Source organism: Telmatospirillum siberiense, from assembly GCF_002845745.1.
GTDB lineage: Bacteria > Pseudomonadota > Alphaproteobacteria > Rhodospirillales > Magnetospirillaceae > Telmatospirillum > Telmatospirillum siberiense.
Genome location: NZ_PIUM01000028.1, coordinates 51672 through 71614, shown reverse-complemented (window position 1 = coordinate 71614; position 19943 = coordinate 51672). Strand labels below are relative to the sequence as shown.

15 protein-coding genes are annotated in these 19943 nt (G+C 64.0%); 7 read left to right on the top strand and 8 right to left on the bottom strand.

What is annotated here, in order from left to right:
• Positions 1-68 precede the first annotated feature (68 nt).
• From CWS72_RS20485 to CWS72_RS20470, 4 genes are all read left to right on the top strand, one after another.
• Complete coding sequence (locus CWS72_RS20485) at positions 69-740, top strand: FadR/GntR family transcriptional regulator (RefSeq protein WP_101252501.1); 672 nt, start codon at positions 69-71, stop codon at positions 738-740.
• A 196-nt stretch (positions 741-936) separates the two neighbouring features.
• The gene (locus CWS72_RS20480; RefSeq protein WP_101252500.1) at positions 937-1713 is read left to right on the top strand and encodes an HpcH/HpaI aldolase family protein; all 777 of its coding nucleotides are present in this window, start codon (positions 937-939) and stop codon (positions 1711-1713) included.
• 5 nt (positions 1714-1718) lie between these two features.
• Positions 1719-3251, top strand: a complete 1533-nt coding sequence (locus CWS72_RS20475) for a xylulokinase (protein ID WP_101252499.1) — start codon at positions 1719-1721, stop codon at positions 3249-3251.
• A 153-nt stretch (positions 3252-3404) separates the two neighbouring features.
• Entirely contained in the window at positions 3405-5177 is a 1773-nt protein-coding gene (locus CWS72_RS20470; protein WP_158240746.1) for a cyclic nucleotide-binding domain-containing protein, read from the top strand.
• Between the two features lie 3 nt (positions 5178-5180).
• Here CWS72_RS20470 and CWS72_RS20465 read toward each other — a convergent pair whose 3' ends face one another.
• The 3 genes from CWS72_RS20465 to CWS72_RS20455 all read right to left on the bottom strand — a co-directional run bounded on the left by CWS72_RS20465 (position 5181) and on the right by CWS72_RS20455 (position 10613).
• Positions 5181-6983, bottom strand: coding sequence for an aminopeptidase P family protein (locus tag CWS72_RS20465; protein ID WP_101252497.1), 1803 nt, complete (start codon positions 6981-6983; stop codon positions 5181-5183).
• 287 nt (positions 6984-7270) lie between these two features.
• Positions 7271-8212: a 50S ribosomal protein L11 methyltransferase gene (locus CWS72_RS20460; RefSeq protein ID WP_101252496.1), complete on the bottom strand. Its 942-nt coding sequence runs from the start codon at positions 8210-8212 to the stop codon at positions 7271-7273.
• A 109-nt stretch (positions 8213-8321) separates the two neighbouring features.
• Positions 8322-10613 (bottom strand): ATP-dependent helicase, encoded by a 2292-nt coding sequence (locus tag CWS72_RS20455; protein ID WP_101252495.1) that lies wholly within the window; start codon positions 10611-10613, stop codon positions 8322-8324.
• A 241-nt stretch (positions 10614-10854) separates the two neighbouring features.
• Between CWS72_RS20455 and CWS72_RS20450 the strand changes: the two genes are divergently transcribed.
• From CWS72_RS20450 to CWS72_RS20440, 3 genes are read left to right on the top strand one after another with little or no spacing between them, the layout of a single operon-like run.
• Positions 10855-11877, top strand: coding sequence for a DctP family TRAP transporter solute-binding subunit (locus CWS72_RS20450; RefSeq protein WP_101252518.1), 1023 nt, complete (start codon positions 10855-10857; stop codon positions 11875-11877).
• Entirely contained in the window at positions 11874-12386 is a 513-nt protein-coding gene (locus CWS72_RS20445) for a TRAP transporter small permease (RefSeq protein ID WP_101252494.1), read from the top strand. Before CWS72_RS20450 ends, CWS72_RS20445 begins: the two co-directional genes overlap by 4 nt.
• Positions 12383-13669, top strand: coding sequence for a TRAP transporter large permease (locus tag CWS72_RS20440; RefSeq protein WP_101252493.1), 1287 nt, complete (start codon positions 12383-12385; stop codon positions 13667-13669). Before CWS72_RS20445 ends, CWS72_RS20440 begins: the two co-directional genes overlap by 4 nt.
• Positions 13670-13716: 47 nt before the next feature.
• On the opposite strand, the gene CWS72_RS20435 is transcribed toward CWS72_RS20440, so the two are convergent.
• The 5 genes from CWS72_RS20435 to recN all read right to left on the bottom strand — a co-directional run bounded on the left by CWS72_RS20435 (position 13717) and on the right by recN (position 19937).
• A complete protein-coding gene (locus tag CWS72_RS20435; RefSeq protein WP_158240745.1) occupies positions 13717-14796 on the bottom strand; it encodes a GGDEF domain-containing protein in 1080 nt (359 codons plus the stop codon).
• The gene (locus CWS72_RS20430; protein WP_241911824.1) at positions 14796-15329 is read right to left on the bottom strand and encodes a pentapeptide repeat-containing protein; all 534 of its coding nucleotides are present in this window, start codon (positions 15327-15329) and stop codon (positions 14796-14798) included. The genes CWS72_RS20435 and CWS72_RS20430 overlap by 1 nt, the downstream gene beginning before the upstream one ends.
• Before the next feature lie 146 nt (positions 15330-15475).
• On the bottom strand, positions 15476-15913 hold the full coding sequence (locus CWS72_RS20425) for a CBS domain-containing protein (RefSeq protein ID WP_101252516.1): 438 nt from the start codon (positions 15911-15913) through the stop codon (positions 15476-15478).
• A gap of 136 nt (positions 15914-16049) precedes the next feature.
• A complete protein-coding gene (ligA, locus tag CWS72_RS20420; RefSeq protein WP_199175835.1) occupies positions 16050-18134 on the bottom strand; it encodes an NAD-dependent DNA ligase LigA in 2085 nt (694 codons plus the stop codon).
• Positions 18135-18269: 135 nt separating this feature from the next.
• Complete coding sequence (gene recN / locus CWS72_RS20415) at positions 18270-19937, bottom strand: DNA repair protein RecN (protein ID WP_101252490.1); 1668 nt, start codon at positions 19935-19937, stop codon at positions 18270-18272.
• Between the last annotated feature and the right edge of the window lie 6 nt (positions 19938-19943).

Here is a 19943-nt window from a genome sequence, read left to right as displayed (position 1 = left end):
TCCTTGACAGAAACGGCTGACGGGATCTATTTGTCCTCAATATAAAATTATTTGGCGCTCATAGATAAATGGCAGTCATCAGTGACAGCGATCTTCTCGAACGAGTGAAAAGTCACTTTATTTCGCAGGGGTTAAAACCCGGCGACAAGGTTGAAGGTGAAGTTTCCCTGGCCGAGAGGTTCGGTGTTTCCCGCCACCATATCCGCAAGGCATTGACCGTCATGGTCCAGGCCGGGATCCTGGAAAGGGCCACCAAACGCGGCACCATCATCCGCGATTTCGACGCCAATACGTTGAGCGAGCACATCCGCTTCCAGTTCGAGGTGGCGCAGTTCGACACCTACGAATTCAAGGAGGCGCGCGTCGTCGTCGAACGCGCCATCCTACCCCTTGCGGTCCGGCGTATCACCCCGGTCGGCATCGCCAAGGTCGAGGAATGCATCGAATTGATGCTGAAGCATCAGGATGAGCCCGAGAAGGCCGACAATTACGACCGCGACTTCCACCTGCAAATCTTTCGGGCCTGCGGCAATCAGGTGCTGTCGGCCTTTTCCGGCGTGCTTTCGACCTTGTTCCGCAGCGTCGAATATCGGCGCCAATACTGGACCCACGAGCGCATCACGCGCATCGCCGACGAGCATCGCCTGATCCTGGAAGCGATCAAGCGGGGTGACGCTTTGGCTGCAGTGGCGGCCCTGGACGCTCACCTCGGCTATTCCAAGCTGAGCTTTTCTTCCTGACCTTTGGGCGTTCGGACCATGCCGTCCGTCGTCGGCATGGCACTTGACAGCCATTTTTTGTCGGTTTATTTGTCGACAAATTAATGTGATGTGGTGACAAATATGCTCGCCCGCCAACGGCGACGCCGACCGAAGCAGACGGTGTGATGCTCTCTACCGAAACTGACCACGTCTAGGATTTTTAGGAAGACCAGTCATGTCTGAGACTTCGTATCGCAACAAGTTGAAGAAATACCTTCGGGAACAGATGACGTTTTTTGGCGCGGCCCTGACTTTCGGGTCGACCCGAGTGACGGAAGTGATGGCTCGGGCAGGTTTTGACTTCCTGATGGTCGATGCCCAGCACGGAAACTTCGACAAGGCGTCAGCGACGGATTCCATAAGGGCCGTCGCGGCCACCACCTGCGTTCCCTTTGCCCGAGTCGCCGAAAATTCGGCTGGGGCCATCAATGACCTGCTTGACGCTGGCGCCCTTGGCATCGTGGTCCCCATGGTCAATTCTCGGGCCGATGCCGAAGCGGCGGTTCGAGCCGCTTTCTACCCGCCTCTTGGCGCGCGTTCGAAGGGGGGGATGGCGCCGGTCTTTCACGGTGAGGACTATCCGCAATGGGCCAATGACGAGATATTGTTGACCGTCATGATCGAAACTGCGGAGGCCTTGGCGGCGGTCGACGAAATCTTGACGGTTCCCGGCGTCGACCTCTGTCTTGTCGGCACGTCGGATCTCTCTTTCGAGATGCGCTGTCCGCGCAGCGGAGTCGAGATCGGACAGGCCGTAGCGTCGGTGATCGCCGCGGGGCGCCGCCACGGTGTGCCGGTGGGTGTGGCCCTCGGTTCGCCTTCCGAAGTCCAGGCTTACGAAGAACACCCCCCCGCCTTCTTCCTGATCAGCCACGATTATGCTCTGTTGAAGGGGGCTTCACGGACGCTTGTGGCGGACATGGGCCGGGCCCTGGGTCGCCCGGGAGGGTGAGGCTCATGCCGAAAACGACATCCAAAGAATTCGTTCTTGGCCTGGACGTCGGAACCAGTTCGGCCAAGGTGTGTGTCCTCGATTTCGGCGGGCAGCTTCTGGGCGGCGAAAACGCGACCTATCCGACTATCGTCCCCAAACCAGCTTGGGCCGAACAGGAGCCCGACGCCTGGCTTCCCGCCCTGGGAACGGCCTGCCGGCGATTGCTGGGCCGCCTTGGTCTGGATGGAGCGAACGCCCGCGGCTTGGCTATTACCAGCGCCGCTCATATCGGCGTTTTGCTTGACGGCCATGGCCATGTTTTGCGGCCGGCCATTCTGTGGAACGACCAGCGTTCGAAGGTCGAATCGGAAGAACTGTCGCTTCGCCATGGAGAAAAGATCTTCGGCTTGGCCAATAACTGGCCGGCGCCGACCTGGACTTTGTCTCATCTTCTGTGGATTGCCCGCAACGATCCTGCCGTCTGGAACAAGGTTCGTCACTTTCTGTTGTCGAAGGACTATATCGCCTATCGGCTGACCGGCCGCATGGCCAGTGATCCTGCGGCGGCGGTTTCAGCTTTGTTGTACGACGTGAAGACGCAAGACTGGTCCGCTTGGCTTGCTGCCCTGGCAGGTCTGCCGGACGGAGCCCTGCCCGAGATCCTGCCGATTTCCGCCCCGATTGGCCCCTTGTCGCCGGAAGGCGTGGATTTGCTGGGGCTCTCCCAAAAGACCATCGTCTTCAACGGCACCATGGACAGCACCGCCGAGACCTTCTCGGCCGGCGTGCGGCGGGAAGGGGAATGCGTCATCCGGCTAGCCAGCGCCGGCGGCATTCACGGCATTTCCGCATCGCCTCGCGCTCATCCCAAACTGATTTCCTATCCTTATCCGATCGCCCCATTCTGGCTGTCCCAGGCCGGCACCAATACCTGTGCATCGGCGGTGGCCTGGGCCCGCCAACTGCTGCAGGGCGGCGACACCAATGAGCCCGATTTCGACGCCTGGACCAGGCTTGCCGAACAGGCCCCGGCCGGCGCCAATGGACTGCTATTCCATCCCTATCTCGCCGGCGAGCGATGCCCCTACTGGGACGGCTCTCTCCGGGCGAGCTTTATTGGTCTTGGTCTCAATCATGGCAAGGCCGATTTGGCGCGAGCGGTTTACGAAGGTACCGCTTATGCCTTGCGCGACGCCCTCGGTGTGCTGGAAGCCCAGGGCTTCTCGCTGAGCCGGGTCAAGCTGGTCGGCGGGGGAGCACGAAGCGCGCTTTGGTGCCAGACGGTCAGCAATGTGCTTGCTTGTCCGGCCCAGGCCGTGCCAGAGGCCGATTCCTCGGTCGGTGCCGCCTTGCTCGCCTTGGTGGGGCTGGGCGTATTTGCCGATGCAGCGGAGGTGCCGGCCGGCCTTTGCACACCGGATTTGGCACCGCAGTTGGTGCCGGACGAAAGGCGACGTTCCGCTTACGACGACGCTTTTGCCCTTTACCAGGAGGTCCAGGCGAAACTGGCTCCGATCTACCATTTGAAATGGCCCATTTTCAGATCGGCTCGCTGAGTCGAGGCGTGAAAGGCGATAACGGGCGGCTCTTTTCCTTCAGATTGACTTGTCCAAATGAAATCGCTCGCGACCGGCGAAAATCAGGGGGATGCTTGCGCTGATGCGGGGTGTGACTTAACCTGTTGATCGCATTTGGGGGCAAGGCGACCGGTGAGAGCTGGCGAGAGAAGTTATAGCAAAGGCGAGATCATCTATCGGGCGGGGGAGCCGTGTGATGCCGTCTATGTCGTCGTAAGCGGCCGCGTCGAGCTGTTCCGGGAGGATTCCGACGGGGCGGTGGTGACCGGTCGCGTCGGTCCGATCGAGATGTTCGGCGAGACCGACGTTCTGCACGAAGGCCCCCGCGAATCGGGCGCGCGGGCCATGCAGAAGACCGTGGTCAAGCGGGTGCCCCGCGATGAATTCATGGTGTGGGTGCAAAACGAACCGAACGCCGGGATCCGTGTGCTGGGCCTGCTGGTCGAACGGTTGCGCGCCGCCGACGCCATCATCACCCATAGCCGCGAAGGCGGCGAGGTTTTCGGTCCGCCGGCCGAGGGGCTGGGGTGGAGCCTCATCCAGGCGTTGAGAGCCTGGCTGCGTTATCGCAAGCACCATTCGCAAGGTGGCGGCTTGAGCGATGGGGCCAAGCCGTTTTCCATCGGCATCGCCATCGTCAACAACGACGTCGAGGAAGCCTGGACGCGCGCGCTCGCCGGCCTGCTGGAGGAGCGCTTCGGGATCAGTGTCCGCGTGCTGTCGGTATCGTTGCAGTTGGATCCGGGGGCTGATCAGAACCAGGTCAACGCCGTCGTGCTGAGGGCCCGCCAAATCCTGGCGCGCGAAGCCGGTCTCGATCTGCTGGTCTGGGGTGACGTGCATGCCGACGGCTACTCGTTATGGTTCACGCCGGCGGGGCAGGGCGACGAGGAACGGCCGGGGTGTTTCAGTCCGTATCTGTCGCTGGAACTGCCCGGCGATCAGGAACCCCCCGCGGGCGATATGTTCTATCTGATCGTCCTTGCCGCCATCGAGCCGATGACCGAGGCTCAGCGCGGCCTGCAGCATGAATTGCTGGTCGCCGCCCAGCAGGCTTTGCCGGCCATGCCGGACGATTTGCCGGTGAGCTGGAACATCGACCAGCAGCGGACGGTGTTGACCTGCTACGGTCTGGCCCTGGCCACCATCGCGGGACTTGAGCCTGACCCCGGCTGGTACGATGTGGCGGGCGATGCCTACAACGCCGCCATCAACCGGCTGCCCCAGGACGATCACGGGATAGAGGAGGCCCTGCTCCATAAATACTGGGGCAATGTGTTGTCGGCGGTGAGCGAGCGCCGGCAGGACGTCGCCGCCCTGGAACAGGCGGTCGAGGAATATCGCGCCTCGGTCGAGTGCCTGGTCAAGGCCTCCTATCCCCTGGAATGGGGCGGGGCCTACAACCGTCTCGGCCAAGCCCTCTACAAATTGGATCTGGCGACGGGGCAGCCCAATCTGTTGAAAGAGGCGATGGGGGCCTTTCAGGCGGCGCTGCAGGTCTATACCCGGACCGAATCGCCGCAGCGTTGGGCCGATGTCATGAACAATCTGGCTCAGGTGCTCCAGGTTTACGGCGATCAGGTGAAAAGTCCCGAAGTCCTGGAGCGCGCCGTCGACGCCTGCCGGGCCGCGCTGGAATTCCGCGCTCGCAACCGCACGCCTCTCGGCTGGGCGTCCTGCCAGAACACGCTGGGCACAGCCCTCTTCCTGCTCGACAAGCACCGGCAGAGCACCGAGCATCTGGACGAGGCCGCCGCCGCCTACACGGGCGCCCTCGAAGTCTATCGCCAGATGGGCGCCACCCGTCAGGCCGCCATCGCCGAAAAGAACCTGGCCCATGTCGAGCGGTTGAACAAGATCCGCGTCGAACGTCGCGTCGCCCTGCCCGATTGGGGCGATGACTGACGGTTAAATTTCCCGCGTGGCGCCGGCCAGCCAATCGGCGGTCGGCGCGTCGAGCAGGGGGGTCAGTTCCTTGCGCACGCGGCTGTGATAGGCGTTGAGCCAGTCCGCCTCGTCTTTCGACAGCAGATCCCGCTCGATCAGCGCGAGATCGATGGGGGCCAGCGTGAGCGTTTCGAATTCCAGGGTTTCCCGCTCGGCGGTGCCTGTCCATGGGCGGACGGCCTGCAGATTCTCGATGCGGATGCCGTAGGCGCCGGTCCTGTAGTAGCCCGGCTCGTTGGAGATCACCATGCCGGGCAGCAGCGCTTGGGGACTGGGCATCTTGGAGATCCGTTGCGGACCCTCGTGGACGCCCAGATAGCTGCCGACGCCGTGGCCGGTGCCATGGTCGTAATCCAATCCCTCGGCCCACAGATACTGCCGGGCCAGGCCATCCAGTTGGCTGCCGGTGGTGCCTTTCGGGAAGCGGACGCGGGCCAGGGCGATATGTCCCTTGAGTACCAGGGTGAAGTGACGCCTTTCCTCGCCGCCGCAACGGCCGATGGCCACCGTGCGGGTGACATCGGTGGTGCCATCGAGATATTGCCCGCCGGAATCGACCAGATAAAGCTGTCCTTCGGTCAGCCGCCGGTCGCTCGCGGCGCTCGCCTGGTAATGCGGCAGGGCGGCGTTCGGTCCACAGGCGGAAATGGTCGGAAAGCTTGGGCCGCGATAGTGCTCACCGCCTTTTCTGAAGCCGTCCAGCGTGGCCGCCACCGAGATTTCGGTCAGTTTTCCGGTCCCGGCGGTCTCGGACAGCCAGGCCAGGAAGCGGGTCAGAACGGCGCCGTCACGACGATGGGCCAGGCGCGTTCCCGCAAGTTCCACCGGATTTTTACAGGCGCGCGGCAGAATGCAGGGATCGGCCCCCCGTTCGATATGCGCCCCGGCGGCGCCAAGCCGGTCGGCGATCCAGGCGGGCACCGTGGCCGGATCCAGCCGCACATGCTTGTGCGACAGCCCGTCCAGGGCGGGGCCCAGGCCGACCGGGGGCGCCGTCCGCACCGCCTTTCCAAGGTGGACGGCGGTGTCCGCCGAAAGCTTTGCCGGATCGATGAACAGATCGACCGTAGCGTCCCGATGGGCGACGGCGAAGGAAAGGGGCAGGGGGGTGTAAGGGACGTCGGCGCCGCGCAGATTGAGCAGCCAGGCGATGGAGTCGGGAGCCGACAGGACGACCGCGTCCACCTTGTCCGTTTCAAGGATGCGGGCCAGGTCGGCGCGCTTTTCGGCGGCGTCGCGGCCGGAGAAAGCGATCGGATGGGGAACGGCCGGCATTCTCGGCGACGCCGGGCGGTCGGTCCACACGGCATCCAGGGGATTGCCGTCGCAGGCGACCAGATGGGCATTCGCCTTGACGCAGGACTGCCGCATCTGCTCGACGGCGTTCGGCGTATGCAGCCAGGGATCGTAGCCGAGGCGGGTGCCGGCCCGTAATGAGGCGGCCAGCCACTGATGCGGCGGACGATCGATCAGATGAATCTGTTCGAACAGATGGCCGTCGACCTGCTGGGCGGCTTGCAGGGTATAGCGGCCGTCGATGAAGAGGGCCGCCCGGTCGGCAAGGACGACGGCCAGCCCGGCCGAGCCGGTGAAGCCGGTGATCCAGGCCAGGCGAAGCGCCGACGGCGGAACATATTCCCCCTGATGCTCGTCGGCATGGGGAATGACGAAGCCGTCCAGGCCACGCCGGGACAATTCCTGCCGCAACTGGGCCACATGATCGGCGATGGTCCCATCGCCCTTTTCCGGATCCTCGCTTCGCACCCTATGATGTCCTTTTCGTTTCAGACAAAATGAACCTGGGTATTCCTTCAGGGTTTGTCGCGAAATAATCGCTCCAACCCTTTAGATTCCATATGACGCCTGCGCTCCGCTACGGCGGGCTCAGGCGCCGCTCGGGCTTAGGGTTTGTCGCGAAATAATCGCTCCAACCCTTTTAGATTCCATATGACGCCTGCGCTCCGCTACGGCGGGCTCAGGCGCCGCTCGGGCTTAGGGTCTGTCGCGAAATAATCGCTCCAACCCTTTTAGATTCCATATGACGCCTGCGCTCAGCCCGGGGCAAGGCGCGTCATGGCGATGGTCCGGGGCGAGCGGGCGAGGACCAGGGTGCTCCATCCGTCGATGCGGATGCGCCCGACCAGTGACAGTCCCTGGCTGCGGTGGGCCGCCAGAACGAAACGCTCCTGGCGGTTCAGCAGGCCGGACAGCACGGCGACGCCGTCGGACGCCAGATGCCGTCCGAGATCCGCCGCCATTGCCGCCAATGGGCGAGCCAGGATGTTGGCGACGATCAGGTCATAGGGACGGTGCCGGGCCAGGGTGCGGCATCGGTATCCGTCGCTCCGGCATGCCGAGATCCGCCCTGCCACCCCATTGCGCTTGGCGTTGCGCGTCGCCACCCGGACGGACACCGGATCGATGTCGGCGGCCTGGACCCGGCGGGCGATGGTCTTGGCGATGGCGATGGCCAGAATGCCCGAGCCGCAGCCCAGGTCCAGCGGCCGGCGGAAATGGCGCCGGCGCATCAGATGAGCCAGCGCGGACAGGCAGCCGAAGGTGGTGGCGTGTTCGCCCGAGCCGAATGCCGTGCCGGCATCGATCAGCAGGGGGATCTTCCCGGCCGGAATCCGACCGTTGAAATGGGAGCCGTGAACGAAGAAATGTCCCGCCGAGATCGGCGGAAAATCCCTGAGATTGGCCGTGACCCAGTCGGTGTCGGGAAGCTGTTCGATCGTCAGGGGCGGCGGCTCCCGGCCCAATGTGGCGGCGCCGACGGCCAGGGCCGCCTCGATGCCTGCGCGGTCGAGAGGGGTCTTGGAAAAGCCTTCCAGCCGCCACAGGACCCGTTCATCGCTTTCGTCCGAGGTCGGGTCGTCGAGAAACCAGGATACGGCGTCGGCGTGCGGATCCAGCACGGCTTCGAACGTCTCGACGGCGGCCAGGGGGGCGGTGAGGGAAACGCGCCAGATGACGGGATGGGCTTTGGGCATGCTTGGGCTTTCGTAATAATTGACGGCCTGGGGGTGGATCGAGGGGCTTCGGACCCTGATGGTTTTATATGGCGCTTCCGCTTGTGCTTTGGCGAGGGAACGGCGCCGGTTAAGCCATGGAGATGAAGCTGTCGATGATTTTTTTCGTGCCGGCCTTGTCGAAGGCGATTTCCAGTTTGTTGCCGTCGACGGCCTGCACCCGGCCATAGCCGAACTTCTGGTGAAAGACGCGGTCGCCCGGCGCGTATCCATCCTCGGGCGCGGTTTCGCCGGAAGACGGCGTTTGGGCCTCCGACCACTGATGGCGCTGGCGTTGGGTGACGTAGCCGCCGTTCCAGCCGCCGCCCCAGGCCGCCGCCGCTTCGGTTACGCCGCCGAACAGGCCTTTTTCGGCCTGTCGTTCGACCATGTCGGAAGGCAGTTCCTCGACGAACCGCGACGGCAGATTGTTCTGCCATTGATTATAGACGCGCCGGTTGGCGGCATAGGAAACATAGACGCGCCGCCGCGCCCGGGTCAGGCCGACATAGGCCAGCCGGCGTTCCTCCTCCAGGCCCTGCGCTCCGGACTCCTCCATCGCCCTTTGATGGGGAAAGACCCCTTCTTCCCAACCGGGCAGGAAAACCACGTCGAACTCCAGGCCTTTGGCGCCGTGCAGCGTCATCACATTGATCCGTTCGACGTCGGTCTTTTCGTCATTTTCCATGACCAGGCTGACATGTTCGAGGAAGCCGGCCATGCTGTCGAACTCGTCCATGGCGGAGGCAAGTTCCTTCAGGTTCTCCAGCCGTCCCTGGGCGTCGGGGCTCTTTTCCTTCTGCCACATCCCGGTATAGCCGGATTCGTCCAGGATGGTCGCCGCCAGTTCGCCGTGCGGAATGGCCGCCAGCAGCGATCGCCAGCGGTCGAAATCGGCAATCAGGCCGGCCAGGGTTTGGCGGGCTTTCGGCTTCAATTCGTCGCTGCCGACCAATTGCCGGGCGGCGGCGACGAGCCCGATTCCCTGGCTGCGGGCAAGGACGTGGACAGCCTGCAGCGAGGCCTCGCCCAGTCCGCGTTTCGGTAGATTGACGATGCGTTCGAAGGCCAGATCGTCGGCGGGTTGCACCACCACGCGGAAATAGGCCAGGGCGTCGCGGATTTCCTGACGTTCATAGAAACGCAGGCCGCCGATCACCTTATAGGGGACGCCGGTGGTGATCAGCCGCTCTTCGAATTCGCGGGTCTGGAAACCGGCGCGGACCAGGATGGCGATCTCGTTCAGCGAGGTGCCGTCGCGATGACGGGCCTCGATCTCCTCGACCACCCAGCGGGCTTCCTCCTCGCCGTCCCACAATCCGCGTACCATGACCGGTTCCCCGGTTTGCTGATCCGCCGATCCGGGTCGCAGGGTCTTGCCCAGGCGCCCCTCGTTATGACCGATGAGGCCCGAGGCGGCGGCCAGGATGGCCGGCGTCGAGCGATAGTTGGCTTCCAGCCGGACGACCGCCGCGCCGGGGAAATCCTTTTCGAACTTCAGGATGTTGCCCACCTCGGCGCCACGCCAGGAATAGATCGACTGGTCGTCGTCGCCGACGCAGCAGATGTTCTTGTGCTTCTGGGCAAGCAGCCGCAGCCACAGATATTGCGCGATGTTGGTGTCCTGATATTCGTCGACCAGGATGTAACGGAACTGCTGCTGGTAATCGGCCAGGACGTCGGGATGCTCCGGATCCCTGAAGATGGACAGGCAATGCAGCAGAAGGTCGCCGAAGTCGCAGGCGTTCAACGTGCGCAGCCGGTCCTGGTAGGCCTGGTAGAGGGCGACGGCCCTGCCCCCGGCGAATTCGCCGGCCTCGCCGGTGCCGACCTGGGAGGGGGTGAGCCCCCGGTCCTTCCAGCGCTGGATGGTGCCCATCAGCGCCTGGGCCGGCCAGCGTTTCGAATCGACCCTTTCGGCCTCCATCACCTGCTTCAACAGCCTGAGCTGGTCGTCGGTGTCGAGGATGGTGAAATTGCTTTCCAGTCCGGCCAGACGGGCGTGGCGGCGCAACATTCTGACGCCCAGGGCGTGGAAGGTGCCCAGCCACAATTGTTCGGCGGCGGCGCCGACCAGGGCGGAAACCCGGTCGCGCATCTCCCGCGCCGCCTTGTTGGTGAAGGTTACCGCCAGCATGTTCCATGGCCGGGCCTGCCCGGTGATCATGATATGGGCCAGCCGGGTGGTCAGCACGCGGGTCTTGCCTGTTCCCGCGCCGGACAGGACCAGAACCGGCCCCTCGGTGGTCTCCACCGCTTGGCGCTGTTCGGGGTTGAGGCCGTCGAGCCAGGGCATGGCTGCGGGAAGCGGACGGGCCGCGGGGAGCGGGTGCCCCGGTGCCGGCTGGGACTCGTCATCGGAAAGATCGAAGGGATCGGACATAGTCTTGTACTATATCTGTTCTGGCGCGGGCGCCAACCCTAAAGCAAACACCATGACGGTGGCCGACCCCTGCGCCGCTCGCCCCCTATCGGCGCCGTCCATAAATCCTCGGTCGTTTGATCTCTTGGTCAGCGGTATCGCGCGATATCGTTTTTGCGGGGGATCGCATGACGGGACTTGAACAATATGTCGGAATGGATACCCTCGCCGGAAACTATCGATATGAAATTTGGGGGTGTCCGTGAAGAATCTTATCCGCATCGGTCTGTTGGCGAGTGCCGCGCTCGTTCTATCGGCGCTTCCGGCGAGGGCCGCCGACTATCGTGCGGAATACCGTTTGTCGACGGTTCTGCCGGAAAGTTTTCCTTGGGGGGCGGGGGGATTGCGCTGGGCCGAGCTGATCAAGGAGCGGACGGGGGGGCGCATCAACGTCAAGATGTATCCCGGCACCAGTCTGGTCGGCGGCGACCAGACCAAGGAATTCACGGCGCTCCGCCAGGGAACCATCGACCTCGCGGTCGGCTCGACCATCAATTGGTCCCCCCAGGTCCGCGAATTGAATCTCTTCGCGCTGCCCTTCCTGATGCCCGATTACAAGGCCATCGACGCCCTGACCAAAGGCGAGGTCGGGCGCGACCTGTTCGCCGTTCTGGCCACCAAGGACGTCGTGCCGCTGGCCTGGGGCGAAAACGGATTTCGCGAAATCTCCAATTCCAAGCGTGACATCCATGTGCCGGACGATCTCAAGGGATTGAAAATCCGCGTCGTCGGCAGTCCGCTGTTCGTCGAGACGATCAGCGCCTTGGGCGGCAATCCCGTGCAGATGAGCTGGGCCGATGCCCAGCCGGCGATGGCCACCAACGCCGTCGATGGGCAGGAAAATCCCCTGTCGGTCTTCGCGGCGGCGAAGTTGCACACGGTCGGCCAGAAGCACGTGACTTTGTGGGGTTATGTGGCCGATCCGCTGATCTTCGTGGTGTCCCGCCAGGTATGGGACAGCTGGTCGCCCGAAGACCAGCGTGCCGTTCGGGAGGCGGCCGAGCAGGCCGCCGCAGAGGAGGTCGCCCTGGCCCGCAAGGGAATCAGCGGTAACGACGACGAAATGCTGAAGGCGATCGCCGCCAACGGTGTGAGCGTGGTCCGCTTGACCGAAGCCGAAAAACAGGCCTTCCAGAAAGCCACGCGGCCGGTGTTCGACAAATGGGTGAAACTGGTCGGCGCGCCCCTGGTGACGAAGGCCGAGGCGGCGGTCGCCAAACGATGAGTGCCGATCCGGCGGCGCCGGCCGAAGGCGCGCCGGCGTCACCGCCGCGCGTACCCCTGAAAATCGAGGAGATGCTCGCCGCCGCTTCGCTCGGGTTGGTGGCGATCATCACCTTCGCCAATGTGCTGACCCGATATTTCTCGGATATCTCCTTCGCCTTCACCGAGGAATTCTCCATCTGCCTGATGGTCATCATGACGCTGTTCGGCGCCTCGGTTGCGGTGGTGCGCGACCGCCATATGCGGATCACCTTCCTGGTCAACAAACTGTCCCCGTGCTGGCGGCGGAGGGCCGAGATGTTCTCCATGGCGGCCATCGCGGTGATGTTCGCCATCCTGGCGGTGTTCGGTTGGCAATTCGCCTATGACGACTATCGCTTCGAGGTCACCTCGCCGGCGCTGGGCGTGCCGCAATGGCTTTACTCGCTGTGGCTGCCCTTGCTGTCGGTGGTGATCACCGGCCGCGCCCTGGGCGCGTTGGTCCGCCTTGCCGGGAGGGGCGGGGCGTGATCGCCTGCGGACTGTTTGGCGGATTTTTCATCCTGCTGCTGCTCGGCGTGCCGATCGCCGTCGCCCTGGGGCTTGCCGGAACCGCGGCCATTGCCTCGGCGCATTTGGGAATTCTGGCGGTGCCGACCAACGTCTATGCCGGTATCGCCAAATATCCGCTGCTGACGATCCCGATGTTCGTCTTTGCCGGCACCATTTTCGATCGTTCCGGCGTGGCGCAGAAGCTGGTGCGCTTCGCCACCGCCCTGATCGGGCAGGGGCGTGCCTCGCTCGCCGTGATCGCCGTCGTCGTCGCCATGATGATGGGCGGCATCTCCGGTTCGGGGCCGGCGATCGCCGCCGCGGTTGCCGGGGTGATGGCGCCATCCATGATCAAGGCCGGTTATCCGCGATCCTTCACTGCGGGCGTGATCGCCGCCGCCGCCGCGACCGACATTCTGATCCCCCCTTCCGTGGCCCTGATCATCTATAGCGTGCTGGTCCCCGCGGCGCCGGCGACCGCGATGTTCGCCGCCGGCATCATCCCGGGAACCCTGGCCGGGATCGCGCTCATCGGACCGACCTGGTGGCTGGCTTACCGCAACGGTTTCGGCGCCTCGCAATCCAAGCTGCCACGGCCTCCCCTGTGGGAAAGCTTCAAGGACGCCTTTCTCGGGCTGCTGGCCAAGGTCCTGATCCTGGGAGGCTTGCGCTTCGGACTGTTCACGCCGACCGAGGCGGCTGTGGTGGCGGTGGTCTACGGCCTGTTCCTGGGGATCGTCGTCTATCGCACGCTCAAGCCGGCCGATATCTATCGGATGATGGTCGAGGCCGCCGAGATCTCGGCGGTGATCCTGACCGTGGTCGCGCTCGCCTCGGTTTTCGGTTGGGCGATGAGCACGCTTTCCATCATCGATCCGATCACCACCGGCATCATCCACCTGGGTCTCAATCAGTATTTCGTGATGGGGATCCTCATCGTCATGCTGATCGTCATCGGGACCTTCCTCGACGGCGTGTCGACCTTCATCATCCTGCTGCCCCTGCTGATACCCGTGGCGCAGCATTACCAATGGGATCTGGTGTGGTTCGGGGTGATCTTGACCCTGAAGATCGCCATCGGCCAGTTCACGCCGCCGATGGCGGTCAATCTGATGGTGACCTGCCGCATCACCGGGGCCACGATCGAATCCACCGTGCCCTGGGTGCTGTGGCTGATCCTGACCATGTTCCTGACCCTGGTCCTGGTGATCGCCTTTCCCGAACTATCGCTTTGGCTGCCGCGCTATTTCGGCTTTTTGTAAGCATTGGACGAAAAATCGGAATGGCCAGAGCGGATCCGGTGGCTTTCTCAAGCCTGGATTTCGTTCTCGCCGGCGACCTTGTCGCGGCCCGTGGACTTCGCGAAATAAAGCGCTTCGTCGGCGCGATGGACCAGTTCCGAAGCCGGCTCGCCCGGGCGGTATTCGGCGACGCCGATCGACAGGGTGATCTGGCCCAGGGAGGCGCCCGTCCGGCGGTTGACCACCCTCTTCATGGAGACATGGCGGCGGACCAGGTTGGCGGCCTGGACCGCCGCGTCGAGGCCGGTGTGCGGCAGGATCACGGCGAACTCCTCGCCGCCGTAGCGGGCGACGGTGTCCCGTCCCTTGATACATTCCTTCATGTAGCGGGCCACCAGTTTCAGGACGTTATCGCCCAGCTGATGGCCGTGGGTGTCGTTGAAAACCTTGAAATGATCGATATCGATCATCAGGAGCGCCACCGGCTGCTCCTCGCGCGAGGCCATGGCGATGGTTTCGCGCAGCATGATGTCGAAACTCTTGCGATTGGCGATGCCCGTCAAGGCGTCGAGACCGGCCTCGCGTTCCAAAAGATCAAGATGTTCGCGCAGCAACTCGATCTCCCGGGCCGACAGTTGCAGCCGCTCTTCCAGGAGATCGTTGATTTCGGCCATCTTGCGGGTTTCCGACAGGACCGTGCCGATGGCTTCGCTGAGTTCGGCGACGACGCGGAGATTGGATGGATCGATCACGTCGGCCAACTGATCCGCCGATCCGGAAAAGTCGGCGAGTACTGAACCGTAACGTTCGGCCGTATCGCTGGCCTCGTCCAGGCAATCCGATACATCGGCCATGGTTCGGCCGATGCGTTGGCTGGCGGTGCGTAGTTCCGTCTCCTCCAGGAAGCGGCCGAAGAATTCATCATAAAGTTCGTCCAATGCGACCGCCGTCAGCTTGTCGTGGCCGAGCAGACGGTTGACCGCCTTCGAAAGGTCGGCCATCTCGCCGCATTGATGCAGGAAGACCAGGGTAAATCGCGACGGCGTCGGCGCGATGCGAAGCTGGGCCAGAAGATCGATCGTCGACCGGGCGCGGCGCAGCGCGTCGACGAAATCGTCATCCTGGGGAACCGGGCGCACGGGCGCCATCAGTTGCATTGCCCGATAGACCCCGCCGCGCAGATCAGGCGTCCATCGGTCCAGGTGGCGCCGGATAAATCGGCGTTGAGCATGTCGGCGCCGTTCGTTTTGGCGCCCGACAGGTCGGCGCCCTGCAAATTCGCCCGGAAAAAATGGGCCCGGCGGAGATCCGCGTTTTTCAGGCTGGCTTTGCTCAGGTCGGCCTTGGTGAAATCGGCTTCCTGAAAATTGCCTTGATCCAGCTTGGCGCCGGTCATCACGCTGCTGATGAATTTGGCGCGATAGGCATTGACGTCCGACAGGACGGCGTTGCTCAGATTGGCTCGTTCGAAGCTGGCGTCTCTCAGGCGCGCCCGGGTAAGATCCTTGCCCTGCAGATCCTTTCCATCGAAATAGCAGCGTTGCCAATCGACGTCGGGCGATGGCTGGCTGGTGCAATCGGTCGCGCCGGCGAAGCGTGGCACGGCGAGGAGGGCGATCATGACGAAGACGGGAAAACCCTTGAACATGGAGGGATTGTATCCGAAGGGCTCCGGGAACACAGCGATTTTTCCGTCATGCCCTATGCCTTTCGGTCATATCCGTTTGTCGTGGCCTCCCCGATACGATCCGGCAAGCGCTCTTGCCGGATCGGAAGGTCCGCCCGCGGCCGACGCGAAAGAAGGCGTCGCGGCCCGGATGCGGAAATTCAACGGGCCGCCATCACATAGTCGCGTAGCGAATCGACCTGCATCGTGGCTTCCTCCAGGCGTGACTTGACCACGTCGCCGATGGTGATGATGCCGATCAGTTCCCCTTCCTCGACCACCGGCAGATGCCGAACGCGCTTGTTGGTCATGATGCTCATCAAGGTGTCCAGGGAATCGTCCGGGCCGCAGACCAGAACGGCACTGGTCATCAGATCGCGGACCTTGAGATCCTCGGCCTTCGCGCCGTGAAGCGCCATGCCGCGCACGATGTCGCGCTCGGAAAGAATCCCCACGATGCCCTGTTGGGGGTCCATGACCACCAGGGCGCCGATCCGCCGGTGGTGGAGGGCTTTGGCCGCTTCGGACACGGGCATTTCGGCGAAGGTCGTTTCGACGTCGTTGTTCGCTTTCTGCTTCAGAATCGCTTTAACGATCATTGCCGGTCCTCCCATACATTGATGGCCGCTCGGGGACACCGACAGGCGCCGTTCCGATGACGCGATGAAGGCCAAGCGGCCAATGACATTAGGGGGGGCGCCGGAGACCGATCAAGTGGACGTTGGTAGCATGTTATCAGGCGATCAATGCAAGCCATTCCTCTTCGGTGAGGATCTGGACGCCGAGATCGCGGGCCTTGGTCAATTTCGAGCCGGCATCCGCGCCGGCCACCACGTAATCGGTCTTTGCCGACACCGAGCCCGCCACCTTCGCGCCCAGTTCCTGGGCGCGGGCCTTAGCCTCGTCACGGCTCATGGTTTCCAGGCCGCCGGTGAAGACCACCGTTTTGCCGGCGACTGCTGAATCGTTGCGGGCGGAAGGGGTGAAGTCCTCGACGCGTTCAAGCTGTCCGGCCAGGTCGTCGAGAGCCTGGCGATTGTGTTCCTCCAGGAAGAAGTCGGCGATGTCGTTCGCCACCGCCGGACCGATCTGGTCGATCGACGTCAACTGGCGCCAGGCTTCGCCCTCGCGGTCTTGGGCGGCGGCCAGCATGGCGCTGCGCCAGGCGTCCAGCGACCGGTAATGATGGGCCAGCAGCCGGGCCGTCGCCTCGCCGACCTGCCGGATGCCGAGACCGTAGATGAACCGTCCCAGGGGGATGATCCGCCGGGCGCGGATCGCCTCGAACAGGTTCTGGGTCGATTTCGCCCCCCAGCCCGGCTGGGTGCGCAGGGGCAGCAGCGTCTGATTTTCCTGTTCCTCCAGGCGGAAGATATCGGCCGGACTGCGGATGCGGCCGGTACGGAACAGGAAATCGACGTTTTTTTCGCCCAGGCCTTCGATATCGAAGGCATTGCGCGAGGCGAAATGGATCAGCCGTTCGACCCGCTGGGCATCGCAAGTCAGGCCGCCGGTGCATCGACGGATGGCTTCGCCTTCCGGTTTCACCGCGTGGCTTTCGCAAACGGGACAGGTATCCTTCGGTTCGAAGGGGCGGGCATCGGCCGGCCGTTTGGCCAGGACGACCGAAACCACCTGCGGGATCACGTCGCCGGCCCGCTGGATGATCACCGTGTCGCCTTCCCGGAAGTCCTTTCGCAGAATTTCATCTTCGTTGTGGAGCGTCGCCCGGCTGACCGTGACGCCGCCGACGGTGATCGGGTCAAGAATGGCAAAGGGAGTGATCGCGCCGGTTCTCCCGACCGACGTATCGATCTTGCGCAGAATGGTTTGCGCCTGTTCGGCGGGAAATTTATGGGCGGTGGCCCAGCGGGGGCTGCGGCTGACCTGACCGAGCCGGGTCTGCCAGTCGAAGCGGTTGACCTTGTAGACGACGCCGTCGATGTCGTAGGGCAGCAAGGCCCGTTCGTCGCCGATGGCATGATAGAAGGCCAGCGCCTCCTCGACGCCCCGGCACAGGCGGACGCGATCGTTGACCTTGAATCCCCAGGCGCGCAGCCGGGCGAGAAAATCCCAATGGCTTTCGGCGACGGTTTCGCTGGTCTCGCCCAGCGCATAGCAAAACAGGCTGAGCGGCCGGCTGGCGGTGATTTTCGGGTCGAGTTGCCGCAGGGATCCGGCCGCCGCGTTGCGCGGATTGGCGAACAGGGACTTGTCGCCCTCGGCCTTGCGGGCCTCGTTCATGGCCAAGAAATCCGTCCGCAGCATATAAACCTCGCCACGGACTTCGAGGATGTCGGGGACGGCTCCCGACAGGTGCTGGGGAAGGTCTTTCATCGTTCGCAGATTGGCGGTGACATCCTCGCCCTCGGTGCCGTCGCCCCTGGTGGCGCCTTGCACGAAGCGTCCCTTTTCATAACGCAGGCTGATCGACAGCCCGTCGATCTTCGGTTCCGCCACCAAGTCCACCGGCTGTTCGTCCGGCAGTCCCAGGAAACGGCGGATGCGCCCGACGAATTCGAAGACGTCCTCGTCCGCGAAGGCGTTGTCGAGCGAAAGCATGGGGCGGGCGTGCCGCACCTTGCCGAATCCATCGACCGGCGCCGCGCCCACCCGGCGCGTCGGGCTGTCGGCGCGGACCAGTTCGGGGAAGCGCGCCTCGATGGCGGCGTTGCGCAAGCGCAGCGCGTCATAGTCGGCATCCGAGATGGATGGGGCATCGGCCTGGTAATAGGCCTGGTCGTGCCGGGCGATCTCTTCGGCCAGACGCGCCAATTCGACGGCGGCTTCAAGAGGGGTCATGTCGTCGATGGGAAGCACTTTGGGCTCGCTCATGTCATCACTCGGGAGTTGCTCATCGGAAATTAACCACCAAGGCACCAAGACACCAAGGCGCTTTTCCGAACGCCGCGCCGCAGGCACTCGCCTTCATAAGGTTTTGACGCTCGCGCGGGTTTAGGCGCCGGGCGTGGCCAACAGGCTTTCTGCGGCGGCGCGGGCCTGGTCGGTGACCTGGGCGCCCGCCAGCATGCGGGCGATTTCCTCGCGCCGCTCGTCGCCGGAGAGAGCCTGGACACGGGTCACCGTCGAGTCTCCGCCGTCGCTGCCTTTGGCCACATGCCAATGGTGGGCGCCTTTGGCCGCGACCTGCGGCGAATGGGTGACCACCAGAACCTGGACATCGGCGGCCAGACGGGCGAGTCGTTCGCCGACCGCGGCGGCCACGGCACCGCCGATGCCGCTGTCGACTTCGTCGAAGACGATGGTGGGGGCTGAAGTCGTGCGGGCCAAGACCACTTTCAAGGCCAGCATGAAGCGTGACAATTCGCCACCCGAGGCGATTTTGGCCAAGGGGCCGGGAGCGATGCCCGGGTTGGTGGCGACTTCGAAGGCAATCCGGTCCAGGCCGGTCTCGCCCCAGGCGTCCTCCTCCAACGGATCGACGCGGGTGCGAAAGGTCGCCTTGTCGAGCTTGAGTGGCGGCAATTCGACGGCGACCGCCGCATCCAGGCGCCGGGCGGCCGAGGTCCGTTGCGCGGAAAGGGCCTTGGCCCGTTCGTGATAGGTCTGTTTGGCCTTCCGCTCGGCCTCGGCGAGCCGCGCCAGGCCGTCGCCGCCGGCGTCGATGGCTCGCAATTCTCCTGACAGACGGTTGGCGAGCGCGGCCAGATCGTCGACGGCGACACCATGCTTGCGGGCGATGGCACGCAGGGAGAACAGGCGTTCCTCGATTTTTTCGAGGGCGGTGGGGTCCAAATCGATGGTCTGAGAAACCTTTTCCAGCAGGTTTTGCGCCTCGGAAGCTTCGAGGGCCGCCCTGTCGAGAGCCGCGATGACGGGATCGAGACGGCCCTCGGCCCGCTCGGCGACCCGCTCCAGCGCCCTCTGAGCGGCCCGGATGCTGCCTTCGACGTCGCCCTTCTGGCTCAGCGCCTGCTGGGCCGCGTTCATCCCTTCGAGGAGCTTTTCGCCATGCATCATGACGGCCCGGCGTTCCGCCAGGCTGGCTTCCTCGCCGGACTTGGGGGCCAGGGCGTTCAATTCCTCGACGGCATGGCGCAGGAAATCTTCCTCGCCTCGCGCCTTGGCGAGAGAGGCTTCGGCGTCGCGGCGGATGCGGATCGTCTCCTGCCAGGCTGACCAGGCTTGGCGGACCGCCGTGACGTCGGTTTCGGCGAAAGCGTCGAGGACGCCGCGATGCGTGCCGGCGTCGAGCAGGCCATGGCTTTCGAACTGTCCATGGATTTCAACGAGGCTGTCGCCGATGCGGCGTAGAAGTCCGACGCTGATCGGCTGGTCGTTGACGAAGGCGCGGGAGCGGCCGTCGGCCGAGACCACGCGCCGCAGGACCAGTTCCCCGGCGGCGTCGAGGGACTGCTCGGCCAGGATTTGCACGGCGGGATGGTCGGAGGGGACGGAGAATTCCGCGGCGACCGAGAGTTGCTCGGCGCCGCGGCGAACCAGACCGCTTTCGGAGCGTGCTCCCAAAGCCAGGCCCAAAGAATCGAGAAGGATGGACTTTCCCGCCCCGGTCTCGCCGGTTAGGACCGACAAGCCCGGGCGGAAACCGATGTCGAGGCGGTCGATGAGAACGACGTCGCGGATCGACAGTCCGAGCAGCATGGCGTG

What these genes read in the sequence shown, in the direction of transcription:
- CWS72_RS20485 (WP_101252501.1), top strand. Translation starts at nt 69, where the DNA reads ATGGCAGTCATCAGTGACAGCGATCTTCTCGAACGAGTGAAAAGTCAC.
- CWS72_RS20480 (WP_101252500.1), top strand. Translation starts at nt 937, where the DNA reads ATGTCTGAGACTTCGTATCGCAACAAGTTGAAGAAATACCTTCGGGAA.
- CWS72_RS20475 (WP_101252499.1), top strand. Translation starts at nt 1,719, where the DNA reads ATGCCGAAAACGACATCCAAAGAATTCGTTCTTGGCCTGGACGTCGGA.
- CWS72_RS20460 (WP_101252496.1), bottom strand. Translation starts at nt 8,212, where the DNA reads ATGCCCAAAGCCCATCCCGTCATCTGGCGCGTTTCCCTCACCGCCCCC.
- CWS72_RS20455 (WP_101252495.1), bottom strand. Translation starts at nt 10,613, where the DNA reads ATGTCCGATCCCTTCGATCTTTCCGATGACGAGTCCCAGCCGGCACCG.
- CWS72_RS20445 (WP_101252494.1), top strand. Translation starts at nt 11,874, where the DNA reads ATGAGTGCCGATCCGGCGGCGCCGGCCGAAGGCGCGCCGGCGTCACCG.
- CWS72_RS20435 (WP_158240745.1), bottom strand. Translation starts at nt 14,796, where the DNA reads ATGGCGCCCGTGCGCCCGGTTCCCCAGGATGACGATTTCGTCGACGCG.
- CWS72_RS20425 (WP_101252516.1), bottom strand. Translation starts at nt 15,913, where the DNA reads ATGATCGTTAAAGCGATTCTGAAGCAGAAAGCGAACAACGACGTCGAA.
- recN (WP_101252490.1), bottom strand. Translation starts at nt 19,937, where the DNA reads ATGCTGCTCGGACTGTCGATCCGCGACGTCGTTCTCATCGACCGCCTC.